Genomic DNA, 15,804 nt, shown 5'->3' with positions numbered 1-15,804 from the left:
ATTAGTGTTTTTCAATAAACAATCTTGTGTTCACTTGGTCAAAAGCAATAGCCGTGCCATTTTCCAAAGTGTCCTCAAAGACAAGATCTGCTGTTAATGTTTCGGTCTTAATATAATCAAGGTTGCTCTCAACCGCGTTTTCTACTAGGCCGTCTCTCAAAATCCTTATGTCAATTCTGTCTGTAACTTCGTAACCGGACTCTTTTCTGATATTTTGAATCCTATTTACCAGTTCACGGGCAATACCTTCCCTTTTAAGATTTTCGTCGATGGTTACGTCCAAAGCCACTGTAAGCGGGCCTTGACTGGCAACCAACCAACCTTCTATATCCTGGGAGGTTATCTCTACATCCTGTAACTGTAATTTAATACTTTTATTATTGATTTGTAATGTTATTTCGCCCTCTTGTTCGATTTTTTGGATATCCTCCTGTCCTAAAGCCCTTACTTCCTGTGCAATCAATTTCATATCCTTACCGAATTTTGGTCCTAGAACCTTGAAATTTGGTTTTATTTGCTTCACAAGGATACCGGATGCATCGTCCAATAATTCAATTTCCTTTACATTGACCTCCGACATGATCAAGTCGGCCACAGCTTCGATTTCGTGTCGCTGTTGATCATCCAGAACCGGAATCATGATTTTCTGCAAGGGTTGACGAACCTTTATTTTTTCTTTTTGGCGTATCGAAAGCACCAATGACGAAATCGTCTGGGCCTTAGCCATCTTGCTCTGTAATTCTTTATCTACAAAAGTGTCATCATACTCAGGAAAACGCGACAGATGCACACTTTCAAAAGCATCCTTATGGGTCGTATTTGCCATATCCTTATATAAGCGATCCATAAAGAATGGTGCTATCGGGGCCGATAATTTAGCTACCGTGACCAAACAGGTATACAAGGTTTGGTAGGCCGAAATCTTATCCTGCCCATACTCCCCTTTCCAGAAGCGTCTTCTACATAAACGAACGTACCAATTACTTAAGTTTTCCTGTACATAATCAGAAATGGCACGAGCTGCCTTGGTAGGCTCATAATCCGCATAGGCCTCATCGACTTTCTTGATCAAGGTGTGCAATTCCGACAGAATCCAACGGTCTATCTCTGGACGTTCCTTTAATGCAATGTCATCCTCGGCATATTTAAAATCGTCAAGGTTCGCATATAAGGCAAAAAATGAATACGTATTATAAAGGGTCCCGAAGAATTTTCGTTTTACCTCAACGATACCGTCGATATCAAACTTAAGATTATCCCAAGGATTGGCATTGGAAATCATATACCACCTTGTGGCATCAGGCCCATGAAGATCCATAGTTTCAAAGGGATCAACAGCATTGCCCAATCGTTTCGACATCTTTTTGCCTTCCTTATCGAGTACCAAACCGTTGGATACTACATTCTTATAAGCCACCGAGTCAAAAACCATTGTTGCTATGGCGTGCAAGGTATAAAACCACCCACGGGTTTGATCCACACCTTCCGCAATGAAATCCGCAGGAAAGGTCTGGCCCTTATCGATCAAATCCTTTTTTTCAAAAGGATAATGCCATTGGGCATAGGGCATTGAACCACTATCGAACCATACATCTATCAAATCACTTTCCCTTTTCATGGGTTTTCCCGAAGCGGAAACCAAGGTGATTTGATCTACAATATTCTTATGAAGGTCTATCTTTTCATAATTCTCCTCACTCATATCACCAACGACAAACCCGTCAAAAATATCAGCTTCCAAAACTCCCGCCTTAACAGCTTTAGCCATTTCAGCCTTGAGTTCCCCAACCGAACCTATGATCATTTCCTCAGTACCATCCTCTGTACGCCAAATAGGTAAAGGAATACCCCAATATCGCGATCTGGAAAGGTTCCAGTCATTCGCATTGGCCAACCAGTTCCCAAACCGGCCCTCGCCAGTTGCCTTAGGTTTCCAATTAATGGTTTGGTTAAGTTCGAACATACGATCCTTAACATCGGTTACCTTTACAAACCATGAATCCAATGGGTAGTATAATATAGGCTTATCCGTACGCCAACAGTTGGGATAGCTATGGACATATTTTTCCACTTTAAAAGCCTTGTTCTCTTCCTTTAGTCTAATTGCTATTTCAACATCGACCGAACGTTCAGGTGCAGTACCGTCATCATAATATTCATTCTTGACATATTTACCTCCCAACTCTTTCATCTCAGGCCTGAACTTACCCTGCAAATCGACCAAGGGCACGGGATTGCCATTGTCATCCAAAACCAACATCGGTGGTACTTCTGGCGTAGCCTGTTTCGCTACCAAGGCATCGTCAGCCCCAAAAGTAGGTGCCGTATGCACTATACCGGTACCATCCTCGATTGTAACAAAATCACCGATAATGACCCTAAAGGCATTCTCCGGATTTTGATAAGGAAGGGTATAGGGCAACAATTGTTCATAACGGGTTCCCAACAAATCCTTACCTACTACTGTTTCTCCAATTATTTTGTATGGGATTTTTTTATCTGCACTTGTATAGTTTGAAAAATCACTTTCCTCACCTGACTCGAAAAACTTACCACTAAATTGTTTGCCTACAAGATTTTTGGCAAGCACCACTTGAATAGGTTCAAAGGTATATTGATTGAATGTTTTCACTACAACGTACTCGATCTTGGCCCCGACGGTCAGTGCCGTATTCGAAGGAAGTGTCCAAGGTGTAGTGGTCCACGCCAACATGTGGATATCCCCCTCAATTCCTTTGATAGCCTCTGGAAGCGTTTCTTTCAACACTTTGAATTGTGCAGTAACCGTGGTATCGGTTGTATCTTGATACGTACCAGGTTGATTCAATTCATGGGAACTCAACCCTGTTCCCGCTTTGGGCGAATAAGGCTGTATGGTGTACCCTTTATAAATCAATCCTTTGTCGTAGATCTGCTTTAACAACCACCAAACCGACTCCATATACTTGGACTTATAAGTGATATAGGGATCATCCATATCTACCCAATAGCCAATACGCTCGGTCATTTCATTCCAAACATCGGTATATCGCATCACAGCTTTTTTACAGGCTGCATTATAATCTTCAACGGATATCTTTACCCCGATATCTTCCTTGGTGATGCCCAATTCCTTTTCAACACCCAATTCAATAGGGAGTCCATGGGTATCCCATCCAGCTTTTCGTTTGACCTGAAAACCCTTCATGGTCTTGTAGCGGGGAAAGATATCCTTTATAGTCCTGGCAATCACATGATGTATACCCGGCATACCATTTGCCGAAGGGGGGCCTTCATAAAATACATAGCTGGGATTTCCCGCCCTGGTGGAAATACTCTTTTCAAAAATCGAGTGTTCCTTCCAGTACTGGAGTTCTTCTTTTGCAACTCTTGGTAAATCCAAACCTTTATATCCGGCAAACTTCATTGTGTCTCTGGTATTGCTGTTTTAATAAGGCTGCAAAATTATAAATTTAGATTGAATTTATTTCATATTATACTAAATGAAATACAGCGAGTTAGGGGTATATTGGATAAATGTTAAAATAAAGCATCCAAAAATCAATCTGTTACGTATATCCTTTGAATTGAAATCAAATAAATATATCCAAAATGAAAAAATTAATTTTTAGTGCAATTTTAATGATCGCTATGAGCGTATCATTCGTTTCATGTAGAGAAACTGCCGAAAAAGCTGGTGAAGCCACAGAAAAAGCTGGTGAAGCCATGGGCGAAGCTGCCGATGCTGCAGGTGAAGCCATTGACGAAGCTGCTGATGCTACTGGTGAAGCAATCGAAAATGCTACCGATGCCGCTGGTGAAGCTGCTGAAGGTGCTATGGACAAAGCCGGAAACGCTGTTGACAGTGCTAAAGAAGCTGGTGAAAATGCAGCCGAAGGTGTAAAAGACGCTGCTGGTGCTGCCGTTGACAAAGCTAAAGAAGCTGGCGCCGATGTTAAAGATGCCGCTACTGATGCTGCTGATAAGGCTAAAGAAAAAGCCGCTGAAGTAAAAGACGTTATCAAAAACTAAGCGTTTTTCACATTAAGAGTATTGAACCCTGACGATAAATGTCAGGGTTTTTTTTATTTAAAAACTATAGTCGACCCCCAAAATAAGATTGGTTCCTGGGATGCTATACCTGAGGAATACGACCGATAAAATTGAACCCTGACGATGAATGTCAGGGTTTTTTTTATTTAAAAACTATAGTCGACCCCCAAAATAAGATTGGTTCCTGGAGACGCTATACCTGAAGAATACGACCGATAAAATTGAACCCTGACGATAAATGTCAGGGTTTTTTTTATTTAAAAACTATAGTCGACACCCAAAATAAGATTGGTTCCTGGGATGCTATACCTAAGGAATACGACCGACGAAATTGAACCCTGACGATAAATGTCAGGGTTTTTTTTATTTAAAACTATAGTCGCGACCCCCAAAATAAGATTGGTTCCTGGAGACGCTATACCTGAAGAATACGACCGACGAAATTGAACCCTTACGATGAATGTCAGGGTTTTTTTTATTTAAAAACTATAGTCGACACCCAAAATAAGATTGGTTCCTGGAGACGCTATACTTGAAGGATACGACCGATAAAATTGAACCCTGACGATGAATGTCAGGGTTTTTTTATTTAAAAACTATAGTCGACCCCCAAAATAAGATTGGTTCCTGGAGACGCTATACCTGAAGAATACGACCTATAAAGCTGATTTGTCATATTCTCTAGACTACAGGTAATCGCAAATCCTTTGTTCAATCGATATTGGGTACGAAGGTTTAACGTATACCAAGAAGGGCTATAGGGTAACCCATTTGCATCTTCCGCGTACATATATGTTTTCGCCTGCTCAGAGGTTGCTAGATCGTCATTTGCTATTTCCCCATTAAAATTCAGGAAGAAATCGGTCTTTAGGTTCTGATTTTTAAACACAAAATGAACGTCACCAAAGGTTGGGGGCACATGTCTAGACGGACTGTCGGTGCCATCTTCTTCTTCCTCAATACCCTCGGTCAACGTTAAATTGGAAACCAATGATATATTTTCTGTCAAAAAGGCCTCCAATCCGAATTCGAATCCATATACATAAGCCTTGGCAGCATTTTGCATGGCCTGAACGGTACTCAATTCGCCATTGTATTCAATTTGTGATTCCCCATTGAACAGATAATCCCTGCGCACCAAGGCGTCGACCAAATAGGTGTAAAACGCGGCCCCTTTAAAGACGACCTTGTCATTATAGTTTTTTTGTACACCCAACTCCATATTATAGGCATATTCCGGTTCTAAATCAGGATTCGGCACGACAACGGAACCCGGTTCCGAATCAAAAACCTTTCCTACATCATCGATATTGGGCGACCTAAACCCTGTAGATCCATTTAAGGTTACTTGTAAATTGGCCCTTGGAAACCAACTAAAACCTATACTACCCGTGAGTGCCCCCGTACTGAGATTCGCATCATCAAAAGGGAAAGGATAAAAGGTTTTATCAAAATCAGCATTGATCCAAACATGACTATATCGCAGTCCTGAAAGCAGACTGAAGTTTGGTTTTGCCTTATACTCCCCGTTTAAATAGGCCGCAGCCGTTTGCCATGATGACCCATCAGGATACCGCGATGGCGCATCTGCTATTAAATTTGTGGTAATGTCCTTCTGGCTACCATCGGAACCCACCTTGTTTAAAACATATGACGTTCCATAATACAATCGAAGATCCCCAATTTTCTTGTTCTCAAAATCAACATTGGTCGAGAACGCATGAACCATTTCCCTTGTCGAATATAAAATGGCGTCTTGAAATCCCCGATCGTTCCTACTTTCCTCAAAATATTGGTATGCCGTTGTTATTTTAAGTCCGTCATAGAACTTCCCTTTCCCTTTTTTATTCAACTGCACATTCCCCATGAACCATTTCTGGGGGCCGTAGTACCATTCGGCAGACCGCAGTCCCGACCCTTCCTTATCGGGTCGGATCAACCTATCGTAACGCGAATAATCAGAAGTTTCGGAATAAAACAATCCCATGTCCAATCCCCAATTATTATTAGGTTTGTGAGTGATTTTCTGCATAAAATTCCACTGGTCGTAACCGGTACTTACTTGCTTTCTAGGGTCGCTATTTGTCGTAAGGACATCGAGACCATTTTCGGTAGTGACGTAATTATTCCTTTTATATGAATCCGGACCATGGGAACCCATTTTCAAGTCATCAAAATCATTATAGGACACACCGGTTAGAAAGGCCCATTTTTTTTTGCCCAAGTTAATATCAAAATGGCCCGTTCTTTCATTGTTGGCCGAGGCATATCTCAGATTCGAGTGTCCAGAAACCTCAAGACTGTCCTTATGGGAGAAAATGGCTCTTTTGGTGTAAAAATTCATGACCCCACCAAGGGCATCACTGCCGTAGATCACAGAACCTGGACCAAAAATCACTTCGGTCTTCTCAATATTAAAAGGATCTATTGAAATGACATTCTGTAGGTTACCCCCTCGGAATATGGCATTGTTCATACGAACACCATCAACCGTCAACAACAATCTATTGGTCGCAAAACCCCTTATCATAGGACTACCACCCCCAAGTTGGCTTTTTTGCACAAATACCTTACCACTGTTTTGGAGGAGATCCGCCGAGGTTTGTGGGTTTGTAAATGCGATAGCCCTTGCATTCAACGCAACAATTTTATGGGGTATGTCTTTTTTTTGTTGTTCCCATTTTGATATAGACATAACCACCTCATCGAGTTCTTCCGGCCTGATTACCAAATAGACCTCTGCACCATTCCTCAATAACTGGATTTTTGTGGCTTTATGAATCTCGTAACTAAGATGCTTAAAGGTAATTCGTTCATTGTCCGAGAAAACGGAAATATCACAAACCCCTTCAAGATCCGAAAGTGCCGCTTTTGACTTATCCTGGTTATAGACCGCGACATTTACGATAGGTTCTTTCGAATAATAGTCCAGTACCCTGATTTCTTGTGCGGTAACAGCATTTAAAAATATAAAAAACAGAAGGAATACTACCTTATCCATATTAACTGAAAACTTCATTTAAAATAGCCAGAGACTTGGGTTTTCGAAATCCCTGCAAATGTAATTCAAAATAAAGGACTATTGTTTGTAGTAGCTGCTGCCTATCTACCTTCTTCATCTTGACGTTATGAATTGCATCAAAATTTGTGCCTAAGAACCTTTTAAAATAATTTATATTTTCCCCCGAAATATTCGGGTTTAAATTGGCTATGTCGATAAACTCCCCCTCGAGTAAATCAAAGTACGCCCTCGAAATGTGGGTTACATCGGGATAAAAGCCTAAATACTTGGTCAGGTCCAATAAGAAATAGATATGGAAGTTGGTAATTTGGTTGTTTGTATCCAACCATTGAAGCGCACTTTCCACATAGTAAAAAAGCCCTTCATTGGATTCTTCTTCCTGAATACTGTTCGTTAACATCTCAGCCAAAAACATGGTCATGGCATTCTTGGATATATCGAAATGCAAAGATTGATATGGATAGGAGACCCTAACCTCACGAATCGTCTCCAAAGTACCTTTATTCTTATGGTTGGCGACTATCTCCAATTGGGTAAGTGGCTGAAAATAGGCAGATTTCAACTTCCCTTTTTTGGATGCCAAAACCCCTTTGAGCAAATAGGATTTCAATCCGTCGGAAAACGTAAAAGCCTTTACGATCAAACTAGTATCCCCAAATTTTAAGGTAGATAAAACAATAGCCTTGGTAGTTACTTGCATGATGTTCTCTTAGCGGTTTTCAAAGATAAAACTATCAAAATGATTACCCGTATAAAAAAAGCCTTCCTAAAATTAGGAAGGCCTTATGATTATTTTGAAACGGTCGAATGTTATATGATCCCTTGGGCGAGCATAGCGTCGGCAACTTTTACAAAACCGGCAATATTTGCCCCTTTTACGTAATTGCAATAGCCATCATCCTCTTTTCCGAATTCGATACAGGAATCGTGAATATCAGACATAATTCCTTTTAGACGCTCATCTACCTCTTCCCTTGTCCAGCTGATACGCAACGAATTCTGGGACATTTCCAAACCAGAAGTGGCTACACCACCCGCATTGGAGGCTTTACCTGGCGCAAATAATATCTTCGCTTTATGAAAAGCATGGATCGCATCTGCTGTAGAAGGCATATTGGCACCTTCGACCACACAGATACAGCCGTTTTTCATAAGTTGTTTTGCGTGCTCAAGGTCCAGTTCGTTCTGGGTCGCACATGGAAATGCGATATCGCACTTAACTCCCCATGGTTTTTCACCTTTATGGAAGGTAGCAGAGGAATATGTGTCTACATATTCAAAAATACGACCACGCTTGTTGTTCTTTAAATCCATGATAAAAGCCAGCTTATCTTCATCGATACCATCTTTATCGTGGATAAATCCGCTGGAATCCGACATGGTCACTACCTTTCCTCCGAGTTGTAAAACCTTTTCCGCTGCATATTGGGCTACATTCCCTGAACCGGAAATAACAACGGTTTTACCGCTAACATCATTATTCTTGGTTTTTAGCATATTTTGTGCAAAGTATACTGTACCATAGCCAGTAGCCTCTGGACGAATTTTAGAACCACCCCAAGACAAGCCTTTTCCTGTAAGAACCCCGGTAAACTCGTTTCTTATTTTCTTATACATACCGAAAAGAAATCCGATTTCCCTGGCCCCCACGCCGATATCACCCGCAGGTACATCCGTATTTGGTCCAATATGCCTGTTCAGCTCTAGCATGAATGCATGGCAAAAACGCATTACCTCATCATCTGATTTTCCTTTCGGGTCAAAATCAGAACCACCTTTACCACCACCCATGGGTAAGGTGGTCAAACTATTTTTAAAAACCTGTTCAAAGGCAAGGAATTTAAGAATGCTGGCATTCACTGAAGGATGAAAACGCAATCCTCCTTTGTATGGACCTATCGCGGAGTTCATTTGAATACGGTAACCTCGATTCACGTGAATTTTACCTTTATCATCTACCCAAGCCACCCTGAATGAAATCAATCTTTCTGGCTCGACCATTCTCAAAAGAATGCTCTTTCCTTTATAAATCCCATTACTCGCAATGTACGGAATCACTGTTTCGGCGACCTCCTGTACTGCTTGTATGAACTCAGGCTCATGACCGTTTCTGGTCTTTACCTCATCCATGAATGCTTTGATTTTTGCCTCCATATAGTACTGATTATGCTTTTTGTCTATATTGACTTTAGAATATTATCCCAAAATTATACTATTCCTATAATTTAAACTTTGTTTTTCTAAAAATACTGTAATTAATTTCAATTTAAGGACTGCAATCTGCACATTATGCAATCGCCTTCCAACCAGAACCTCCCAAGTTTACGTATACATCAACTTAATGCCTGTTCTAAATCCGCTATAAGATCATCCTTATCCTCTATACCGACACTCAGGCGAATCAATGTGTCGAGAACACCACTTTTTTCCCGTTCTTCTTTGGGAATACCGGCATGCGACATACTTGCTGGGTGGCCCACCAAACTCTCAACACCTCCCAATGATTCTGCCAAAGTGAACAACCTTAATTTTTCGACAATTCGAATGGTATCCTCTAGATTACTTCCTTTGGGTATGAAGGAAATCATACCGCCAAAGCCTTTCATTTGCTCTTTTGCCACATCGTGATTCGGATGTCCTTCGAACCCTGGCCAATAGACGCGCTCAATTTTAGGATGATTTTCCAGATAATGGGCAACAGCCATACCGTTTTCACAATGCCTTTGCATGCGCACATGTAGTGTTTTTATTCCCCGCACCACCAAAAAACTATCCATGGGCCCACAAACAGCCCCACTTGCGTTTTGAATAAAGTACAATTTATCGGCCAATGCCCTGTCTTTTACCACCAATCCACCAACAACGACATCGCTGTGGCCGCCTAGGTATTTGGTTGCCGAATGCATGACAATATCGGCCCCTAAATCCAACGGTTGTTGCAAATAGGGTGTCGCAAAAGTATTATCAACAACCAAGAGCAATTGGTACTTTTCCGTAATTTTGGCAACTGCCTTTATATCTATAATGTTCATCATTGGGTTGGTAGGGGTCTCTACCCAAACCAATTTTGTTTTCTTGTTGATAACACCAACCAAATCCCCAGTAGCATGCATATCGACAAAGTGAAACACGATGCCATATCTTTCAAAAATACGTTTAAAGAGTCGATAACTACCCCCATAAAGATCGCTCGTACATAGTACCTCATCGCCAGGGTCCAATAATTTGATAACGGCGTCAATAGCCGCCAGGCCACTTGCAAAGGCTAGTCCATATTTCCCATTTTCAATACTTGCCAAAGCATTTTCCAATGCCGTACGGGTTGGATTGGCACTGCGTGAATACGCAAAACCCTTATGTCCTCCCGGTGTGGTTTGGGCATATGTCGAGGTTTGGTATATTGGAGGCATTACCGCACCATAGGCCTTATCCGGTTCTTGTCCGCCGTGGATGGTTTTACTGTTGAATTTTAAGTCTTTTTTGCCCATACATTAAATTTTATCATATAAAAGTATTGTTATCTTTCGGAGATTGCAATGAAGCCGTAATTTTGTAACTAAGAAACACAACAAATAAATGAAAGCCCCAATCACCATATTGCTTTGCCTTTTAATATTTCTTGGATGTAAGGATGATGGCAAACTCACCTTTGAACCCCAAACGATTACCGATGAAGCCTGTGAAGAATGTCCTGAAATTTCGATTGAAGTACCAAAGGTTTTGGATCAAACCAAACTTGCAGAGACCATTAACACGGCTCTTGACGAAGAATTGATCTCCCTATTGGTCTATGATGATGGGATGGAAGCAACAACCGTATCCGAAGCCATTCAATCCTTTAAAAACGGATATAATGAATTACAAAAGCTATACCCCGATGAAACCGTAAAATGGGAGGCCAAAATTACAGGCACTGTTTCATATGAGAACAAGAACATACTGACCATTGCCCTTAATTCCTATTTATTCACTGGAGGGGCCCATGGCTATACGACCCGACGATTCTTGAATTTTGACAAAAACAAAGGAATGGAAATTGAAAATCGGGAACTGTTCAAAGACCGCAAGGATTTTGAGCACTTTGCGGAGACAAAATTTAGGATACAAGAGGATATTCCCCTAGAGGAACCTATCAATAGTACAGGTTTTATGTTCGAAGGAGATACGTTCTACCTCCCTGAAAACATCGGATTTACCGAAGAAGGAATAGTCTTGCTCTATAACCAGTACGAAGTGGCGTCCTATGCCGATGGTGCCATTACATTGGTTTTACCCTTCAATGAGACAAAAAACTATTTGATCCATAAAATCGGATTGTAATTTTAATCCTCGGCCAACAATACTTTTTCCAACGATAGCACTACCCCTAAATGCAACCCTTCATGAAACAAATTGAAGGCAATGGCATCCTCTACGTTCTTTAAGGTAACATTGGCACTAGTGGTATATTCGTTGAAATTCTTGAAAGCTCCATTTTCATAATCTTCCTGGGTCCATTCAATGCTAGAAAACAAAAATCCTTTGATGATATCCAATTCCTCATCGGTCGCCTTACCATCGGGCACCGTACCTTTTCTGAATTTATCGACCAACACATCGGGAACCTTCATGTCCAAACCACTTAATTTATAAACCAATAACTGCTGGGTAACAACCACATGGGCGATGTTCCACCAGATATTGTTACGATATCCACTAGGGATTTTCAACAACAATTCTTTTGGTGTCTTGGTGAGTACCGAATAAAGTGCCTTTCGGTTCTGTAGTGTAATGTTAATTAATCTTTCCAATGGATCTAATTTATAAAGTAGCTGTAAAAATAGAAAAATTCCAATGGAATTGGGTTTCTTTGTATACCATTATATGCAAGGAAACCCAAACACCCCAAACATGAAAAAAATATACTACCTAAGTACCTGTGATACCTGTAGAAGGATTTTGAACGACTTGAATCCGTTGGATGATTTTAAATTACAGGATATTAAAACAGCACCCATAACCCTTTCCCAAATAGAGGAAATGTATAAATTGGCCGGTAGTTATGAATCCCTTTTCAGCAAAAGGGCACGACTTTATAAAGAAAAGGGATTGGCCCAAAAAAGCCTCAGCGAAGAGGATTATAAAACATTGATTCTTGAACACTATACTTTTTTAAAGCGCCCAGTGATCATTTTCAATGACAAAATCTTTGTGGGAAACAGCAAAAAAGTGGTCGAAACCGCAAAAGAAACCATACATCCTTGAGTAAACGTACTTTAGCCATTTTAGCCGCCATTGGGGCCACTATCATCTATGGAATAAACCACACCATAGCCAAAGGGGTAATGCCCAATTATGTCGGGGCCTATGGTTTTGTCGTATTAAGGGTCATTGGTGCCGCTGCATTGTTTTGGGGTGCCTCGCTTTTTGGCCCCAAGGAGAAAATAGAAAAGAAGGATTACTTACGAATCGTTGTTTGCGCCATTTTCGGAATGGGATTGAACATGTTGGTTTTCTTTAAAGGATTATCCCTTTCGACACCAATAAACAGTGCTGTTTTAATTACCACCACGCCTATTATCGTTTTGATCCTTTCGGCCATTCTTATCAAGGAAAAAATATCGGGCAGAAAAGTATTTGGGATATTCGTCGGACTTCTTGGGGCCATGGGCTTAATACTGTTCGGAACCGAACTACGGCAAGATGCCCCAAATATCCCAATGGGTAATTTTTTGATCCTGTTGAATTCCTTTTTCTATGGAACCTATTTGATACTGGCTAAAATCCTGATTTCAAAATACCACCCTTTCACCTTTATGAAATGGATGTTTTCAATGGGAATCCTTATTTGTCTGCCATTGGGGTACCATGAACTTATAGCGATAGAATGGTCCCTTTTACCCTTTGATATTATTTGGCGAATTGCCTTTGTAATCCTGGGAACCACATTCTGCACGTACCTGTTCAATATTTTTGCACTCACCCAACTAAAAGCATCTACCTTAAGTGCTTTTGTCTATGTACAACCACTAATAGGCATCCTCTTCGCCATTGCCGTTGGTAAGGATGTCCTAACCGCCACGAAGATTCTTGCCGCCTTATTGGTTTTCTTGGGAGTGTATTTATCGAGTCGAAAAACTAAACCAAATCCTTAGGCTTTTTAGCAAACTTACGGGTATCTTCCTTCGTTAGGACACGAAAGCCTTCCGGTCTTTCTATCTGGTCAAAACGTGACAATAATTCTTTGGACAATGGTGTAAGCTGCCTTGTTTCCAAACTGATCCAAGCACCCATCATTTCGCAATGGGCAACATTCTTACCCTTACTGTCGTAAAAATTATGATGGAATTCAAAGAAACAACCGTCCTCACTCATCCCCATTACCTCCAATGAAACCCTAACCGGCTTACCTGGAAAGAGCTCTTTGAAATAGTACATGTGCTCATAAAAAACCACAGGGCCTATCCTGTTTTTGACCATAACCTCATGACCAAAGCCCAAATCCAATAAAAAGGCCATACGGGTATGGCTCATAAAATTAATATAGGCCGAATTGGCTAAATGGCGATTGGCATCTACATCACTCCAACGAACTTCAAACTCTTTTAGAAACATTCTTTTATGAATTATTTTATTATGCATGCATAAGAATCACAAAAATACCATAGTTTTGGAAAACTGCAGATAACAATCCCAAAAAATAATTCCTACTTTTAAAACTTTAAAACTAAAGTTATGAGTACCTCAGCACCCTTCATCAAAAACCTTTCCTTACCCGTAATTGCAGCTCCAATGTTCCTAATCTCTGGACCGAAATTGGTAATCGAATGTTGCAAAAATGGCATTGTGGGCACTTTTCCCGCCTTAAACCAGCGCACTAGTGAGGGTTTTGAGGAATGGTTGAAAGAGATAAAAAGTGCATTGGAGGCTTTTGAGAAAGAAAGTGGGAAAAAGGCGGCTCCTTTTGGGGTCAACCTTATCGTACACCCGACCAACCCACGGTTAGAAGCCGATATAAAACTTTGTGTCAAACATAAGGTACCTCTGATCATCACCTCTCTTGGTGCGGTTTCGCAAGTCGTGGATGCCATTCATAGTTATGGTGGACTGGTATTCCACGATGTCATTAAAAAAAGACACGCCCAAAAAGCTGCAGAGGCCGGTGTTGACGGACTCATTTTAGTCGCAGCCGGGGCAGGTGGCCATGCAGGGACCATAAATCCCATGACCTTAGTGGCGGAAATCAAAAAATTCTATAACAAAACCATTATTCTTTCCGGTTGTATAACTACAGGAAGGGATATTGCCTCGGCCCTTCAAATGGGTGCCGATTTGGCCTATATGGGTACCCGTTTCATCAATGTTGAGGAAAGTAAGGCTACGGATGAGTACAAAAATATGATCATTGAATCCGGGGCCAGTGACGTGGTATATACGGCCTCTATTTCCGGGGTACACGCCAACTTCCTGGGGGCCAGCCTCAAGGCGGCTGGCATCACGGAGGAAGATTTGAAAAAAGATAGGAAAATAGATTTTGGAAAAGAACTGGATACCGAGGCCAAGGCCTGGAAGACAATATGGTCCGCAGGCCAAGGGGTAGCAACCATAGAAAATGTCGTACCCGTTGCCAAATTGGTCGACAATCTAAAAATAGAATTTAAGACTGCCATAGAGGAACAGATAAAAGTATTGGACACCTTTCCCAAATAAAAAGAATAATCCTATCATACAACAACATGCCCATAATCGCATCGGAATACAACCCTCCATTACTTTTTAAAAACGGACATTTCTCCACCGTATACTCCGGCGTTATACGAACGGTTTCCGGAGTACATCAAGAACGGGAACGAATCGTGCTTCCCGATCAGGATTTTTTGGATTTGGACTGGACATATTCCCTGCAACCGAGCCGCAAAGTACTCATCTTGCTTCATGGGCTAGAGGGTAGTGCCCAAAGACCCTATATCACAGGAAGTGCCAAATTGGCCAGCGCCCAAGGTTATGATGTTTGCGCCGTTAATTATAGGGGATGTAGCGGGGTGACCAACACCTTGTATCGCTCCTATCATTCTGGAGCCACGGAAGATTTGGATGCCGTTGTACAACATCTTTTGAAAAAAAACACCTATGGCAAAATCTTTATCAAGGGTTTTAGCTTAGGCGGAAACCTGGCACTTAAATATATTGGGGAGGGTCGAGACCTACCCAAACAGATAAAGGGGGTCGTGGCAGTCTCTGCCCCATGTGACCTACATAGTTCACTAAAACAATTATTGCTTCCAAAAAATTATCTCTACAGCCAACGTTTCAAAGATCATTTAATTGCCAAATTGAGACTGAAACAAAAAGTATTTCCTTCAAAAATATCAGATGCCGATATTGCCAATATCAAAACCCTCAAAGATTTTGATGATATTTACACAAGCAGGGCACACGGTTTCAAAGATGCTCTCGACTATTACAAAACATGTAGTTCGTTACAGTTCTTGCCTGGGATTGATATTGCCACACTCATTATCAACGCCAAGAACGATTCTTTTTTAGGCCCTAACTGTTATCCCTACAAGGAAGCGGAAGAAAACAACTCGATTTTTTTAGAGATTCCAAACTCGGGTGGACATGTAGGTTTTTACGGAAGTCAGAATACCACATATACCGAAAAAAGAGCCCTAAAATTCTTTGCTGACTTATAAATTTCACCACTAAACCTTATCTTAGTAAATTGAAAATCGATAGCTGTCAGGTTACCCCCAGCTTAATAGAACAAT

At 41.1% G+C, this 15,804-nt stretch carries 13 protein-coding genes; 6 read left to right on the top strand and 7 right to left on the bottom strand.

The annotated features are described in order from the left end of the window. Window position 1: 1 nt before the first annotated feature. Window positions 2-3,406: an isoleucine--tRNA ligase gene (ileS, locus tag HPE56_RS16840; protein WP_188244923.1), complete on the bottom strand. Its 3,405-nt coding sequence runs from the start codon at window positions 3,404-3,406 to the stop codon at window positions 2-4. A 224-nt stretch (window positions 3,407-3,630) separates the two neighbouring features. Between ileS and HPE56_RS16835 the strand changes: the two genes are divergently transcribed. Continuing rightward, a complete protein-coding gene (locus tag HPE56_RS16835) occupies window positions 3,631-4,011 on the top strand; it encodes a hypothetical protein (protein ID WP_188244922.1) in 381 nt (126 codons plus the stop codon). A gap of 610 nt (window positions 4,012-4,621) precedes the next feature. On the opposite strand, the gene HPE56_RS16830 is transcribed toward HPE56_RS16835, so the two are convergent. The 4 genes from HPE56_RS16830 to HPE56_RS16815 all read right to left on the bottom strand — a co-directional run bounded on the left by HPE56_RS16830 (window position 4,622) and on the right by HPE56_RS16815 (window position 10,542). Further along, a complete protein-coding gene (locus tag HPE56_RS16830) occupies window positions 4,622-7,051 on the bottom strand; it encodes a TonB-dependent receptor plug domain-containing protein (RefSeq protein WP_188244921.1) in 2,430 nt (809 codons plus the stop codon). Further along, window positions 7,035-7,754 carry a DNA repair protein RecO gene (gene recO / locus HPE56_RS16825; protein ID WP_188244920.1) on the bottom strand — a complete coding sequence of 240 codons (720 nt, stop codon included), beginning with the start codon at window positions 7,752-7,754 and terminating at the stop codon, window positions 7,035-7,037. Before recO ends, HPE56_RS16830 begins: the two co-directional genes overlap by 17 nt. A 110-nt stretch (window positions 7,755-7,864) precedes the next feature. After that, window positions 7,865-9,208 carry an NADP-specific glutamate dehydrogenase gene (gdhA, locus tag HPE56_RS16820; RefSeq protein ID WP_188244919.1) on the bottom strand — a complete coding sequence of 448 codons (1,344 nt, stop codon included), beginning with the start codon at window positions 9,206-9,208 and terminating at the stop codon, window positions 7,865-7,867. Between the two features lie 179 nt (window positions 9,209-9,387). Continuing rightward, window positions 9,388-10,542, bottom strand: a complete 1,155-nt coding sequence (locus HPE56_RS16815) for a cystathionine gamma-synthase (protein ID WP_188244918.1) — start codon at window positions 10,540-10,542, stop codon at window positions 9,388-9,390. Between the two features lie 88 nt (window positions 10,543-10,630). On the opposite strand from HPE56_RS16815, the gene HPE56_RS16810 reads away from it, so the two are divergent. After that, window positions 10,631-11,374: a DUF3298 and DUF4163 domain-containing protein gene (locus HPE56_RS16810; protein WP_188244917.1), complete on the top strand. Its 744-nt coding sequence runs from the start codon at window positions 10,631-10,633 to the stop codon at window positions 11,372-11,374. 2 nt (window positions 11,375-11,376) lie between these two features. Here the strand turns inward: HPE56_RS16810 and HPE56_RS16805 are convergent, their stop codons facing one another. Further along, window positions 11,377-11,844 carry a DinB family protein gene (locus HPE56_RS16805; protein WP_188244916.1) on the bottom strand — a complete coding sequence of 156 codons (468 nt, stop codon included), beginning with the start codon at window positions 11,842-11,844 and terminating at the stop codon, window positions 11,377-11,379. A gap of 100 nt (window positions 11,845-11,944) precedes the next feature. Between HPE56_RS16805 and HPE56_RS16800 the strand changes: the two genes are divergently transcribed. Continuing rightward, window positions 11,945-12,298, top strand: coding sequence for an arsenate reductase family protein (locus HPE56_RS16800; RefSeq protein WP_223170355.1), 354 nt, complete (start codon window positions 11,945-11,947; stop codon window positions 12,296-12,298). After that, window positions 12,295-13,188 (top strand): DMT family transporter, encoded by an 894-nt coding sequence (locus HPE56_RS16795; RefSeq protein ID WP_188244915.1) that lies wholly within the window; start codon window positions 12,295-12,297, stop codon window positions 13,186-13,188. The genes HPE56_RS16800 and HPE56_RS16795 overlap by 4 nt, the downstream gene beginning before the upstream one ends. Here HPE56_RS16795 and HPE56_RS16790 read toward each other — a convergent pair. Continuing rightward, window positions 13,172-13,648: an acyl-CoA thioesterase gene (locus tag HPE56_RS16790; protein WP_188244914.1), complete on the bottom strand. Its 477-nt coding sequence runs from the start codon at window positions 13,646-13,648 to the stop codon at window positions 13,172-13,174. The genes HPE56_RS16795 and HPE56_RS16790 overlap by 17 nt on opposite strands. A 120-nt stretch (window positions 13,649-13,768) precedes the next feature. Here HPE56_RS16790 and HPE56_RS16785 point away from each other — a divergent pair, with 120 nt between their 5' ends. Together HPE56_RS16785 and HPE56_RS16780 are read left to right on the top strand one after the other, a co-directional pair. After that, complete coding sequence (locus HPE56_RS16785; RefSeq protein WP_188244913.1) at window positions 13,769-14,743, top strand: NAD(P)H-dependent flavin oxidoreductase; 975 nt, start codon at window positions 13,769-13,771, stop codon at window positions 14,741-14,743. 26 nt (window positions 14,744-14,769) lie between these two features. Then, window positions 14,770-15,729, top strand: a complete 960-nt coding sequence (locus HPE56_RS16780) for a YheT family hydrolase (RefSeq protein ID WP_188244912.1) — start codon at window positions 14,770-14,772, stop codon at window positions 15,727-15,729. Window positions 15,730-15,804 lie beyond the last annotated feature (75 nt).

The organism is Maribacter aquimaris (assembly GCF_014596745.1).
GTDB lineage: Bacteria > Bacteroidota > Bacteroidia > Flavobacteriales > Flavobacteriaceae > Maribacter_A > Maribacter_A aquimaris.
The sequence above is the reverse complement of the archived record's forward strand: the minus strand, read 5'-3'. Positions and strand labels throughout refer to the sequence as shown.

Excerpts from the sequence above, each read along its gene's own strand:
- ileS (WP_188244923.1), bottom strand. The coding sequence starts at position 3,406 with ATGAAGTTTGCCGGATATAAAGGTTTGGATTTACCAAGAGTTGCAAAA.
- HPE56_RS16835 (WP_188244922.1), top strand. The coding sequence starts at position 3,631 with ATGAGCGTATCATTCGTTTCATGTAGAGAAACTGCCGAAAAAGCTGGT.
- HPE56_RS16830 (WP_188244921.1), bottom strand. The coding sequence starts at position 7,051 with ATGAAGTTTTCAGTTAATATGGATAAGGTAGTATTCCTTCTGTTTTTT.
- recO (WP_188244920.1), bottom strand. The coding sequence starts at position 7,754 with ATGCAAGTAACTACCAAGGCTATTGTTTTATCTACCTTAAAATTTGGG.
- gdhA (WP_188244919.1), bottom strand. The coding sequence starts at position 9,208 with ATGGAGGCAAAAATCAAAGCATTCATGGATGAGGTAAAGACCAGAAAC.
- HPE56_RS16815 (WP_188244918.1), bottom strand. The coding sequence starts at position 10,542 with ATGGGCAAAAAAGACTTAAAATTCAACAGTAAAACCATCCACGGCGGA.
- HPE56_RS16810 (WP_188244917.1), top strand. The coding sequence starts at position 10,631 with ATGAAAGCCCCAATCACCATATTGCTTTGCCTTTTAATATTTCTTGGA.
- HPE56_RS16800 (WP_223170355.1), top strand. The coding sequence starts at position 11,945 with ATGAAAAAAATATACTACCTAAGTACCTGTGATACCTGTAGAAGGATT.
- HPE56_RS16790 (WP_188244914.1), bottom strand. The coding sequence starts at position 13,648 with ATGTTTCTAAAAGAGTTTGAAGTTCGTTGGAGTGATGTAGATGCCAAT.
- HPE56_RS16785 (WP_188244913.1), top strand. The coding sequence starts at position 13,769 with ATGAGTACCTCAGCACCCTTCATCAAAAACCTTTCCTTACCCGTAATT.
- HPE56_RS16780 (WP_188244912.1), top strand. The coding sequence starts at position 14,770 with ATGCCCATAATCGCATCGGAATACAACCCTCCATTACTTTTTAAAAAC.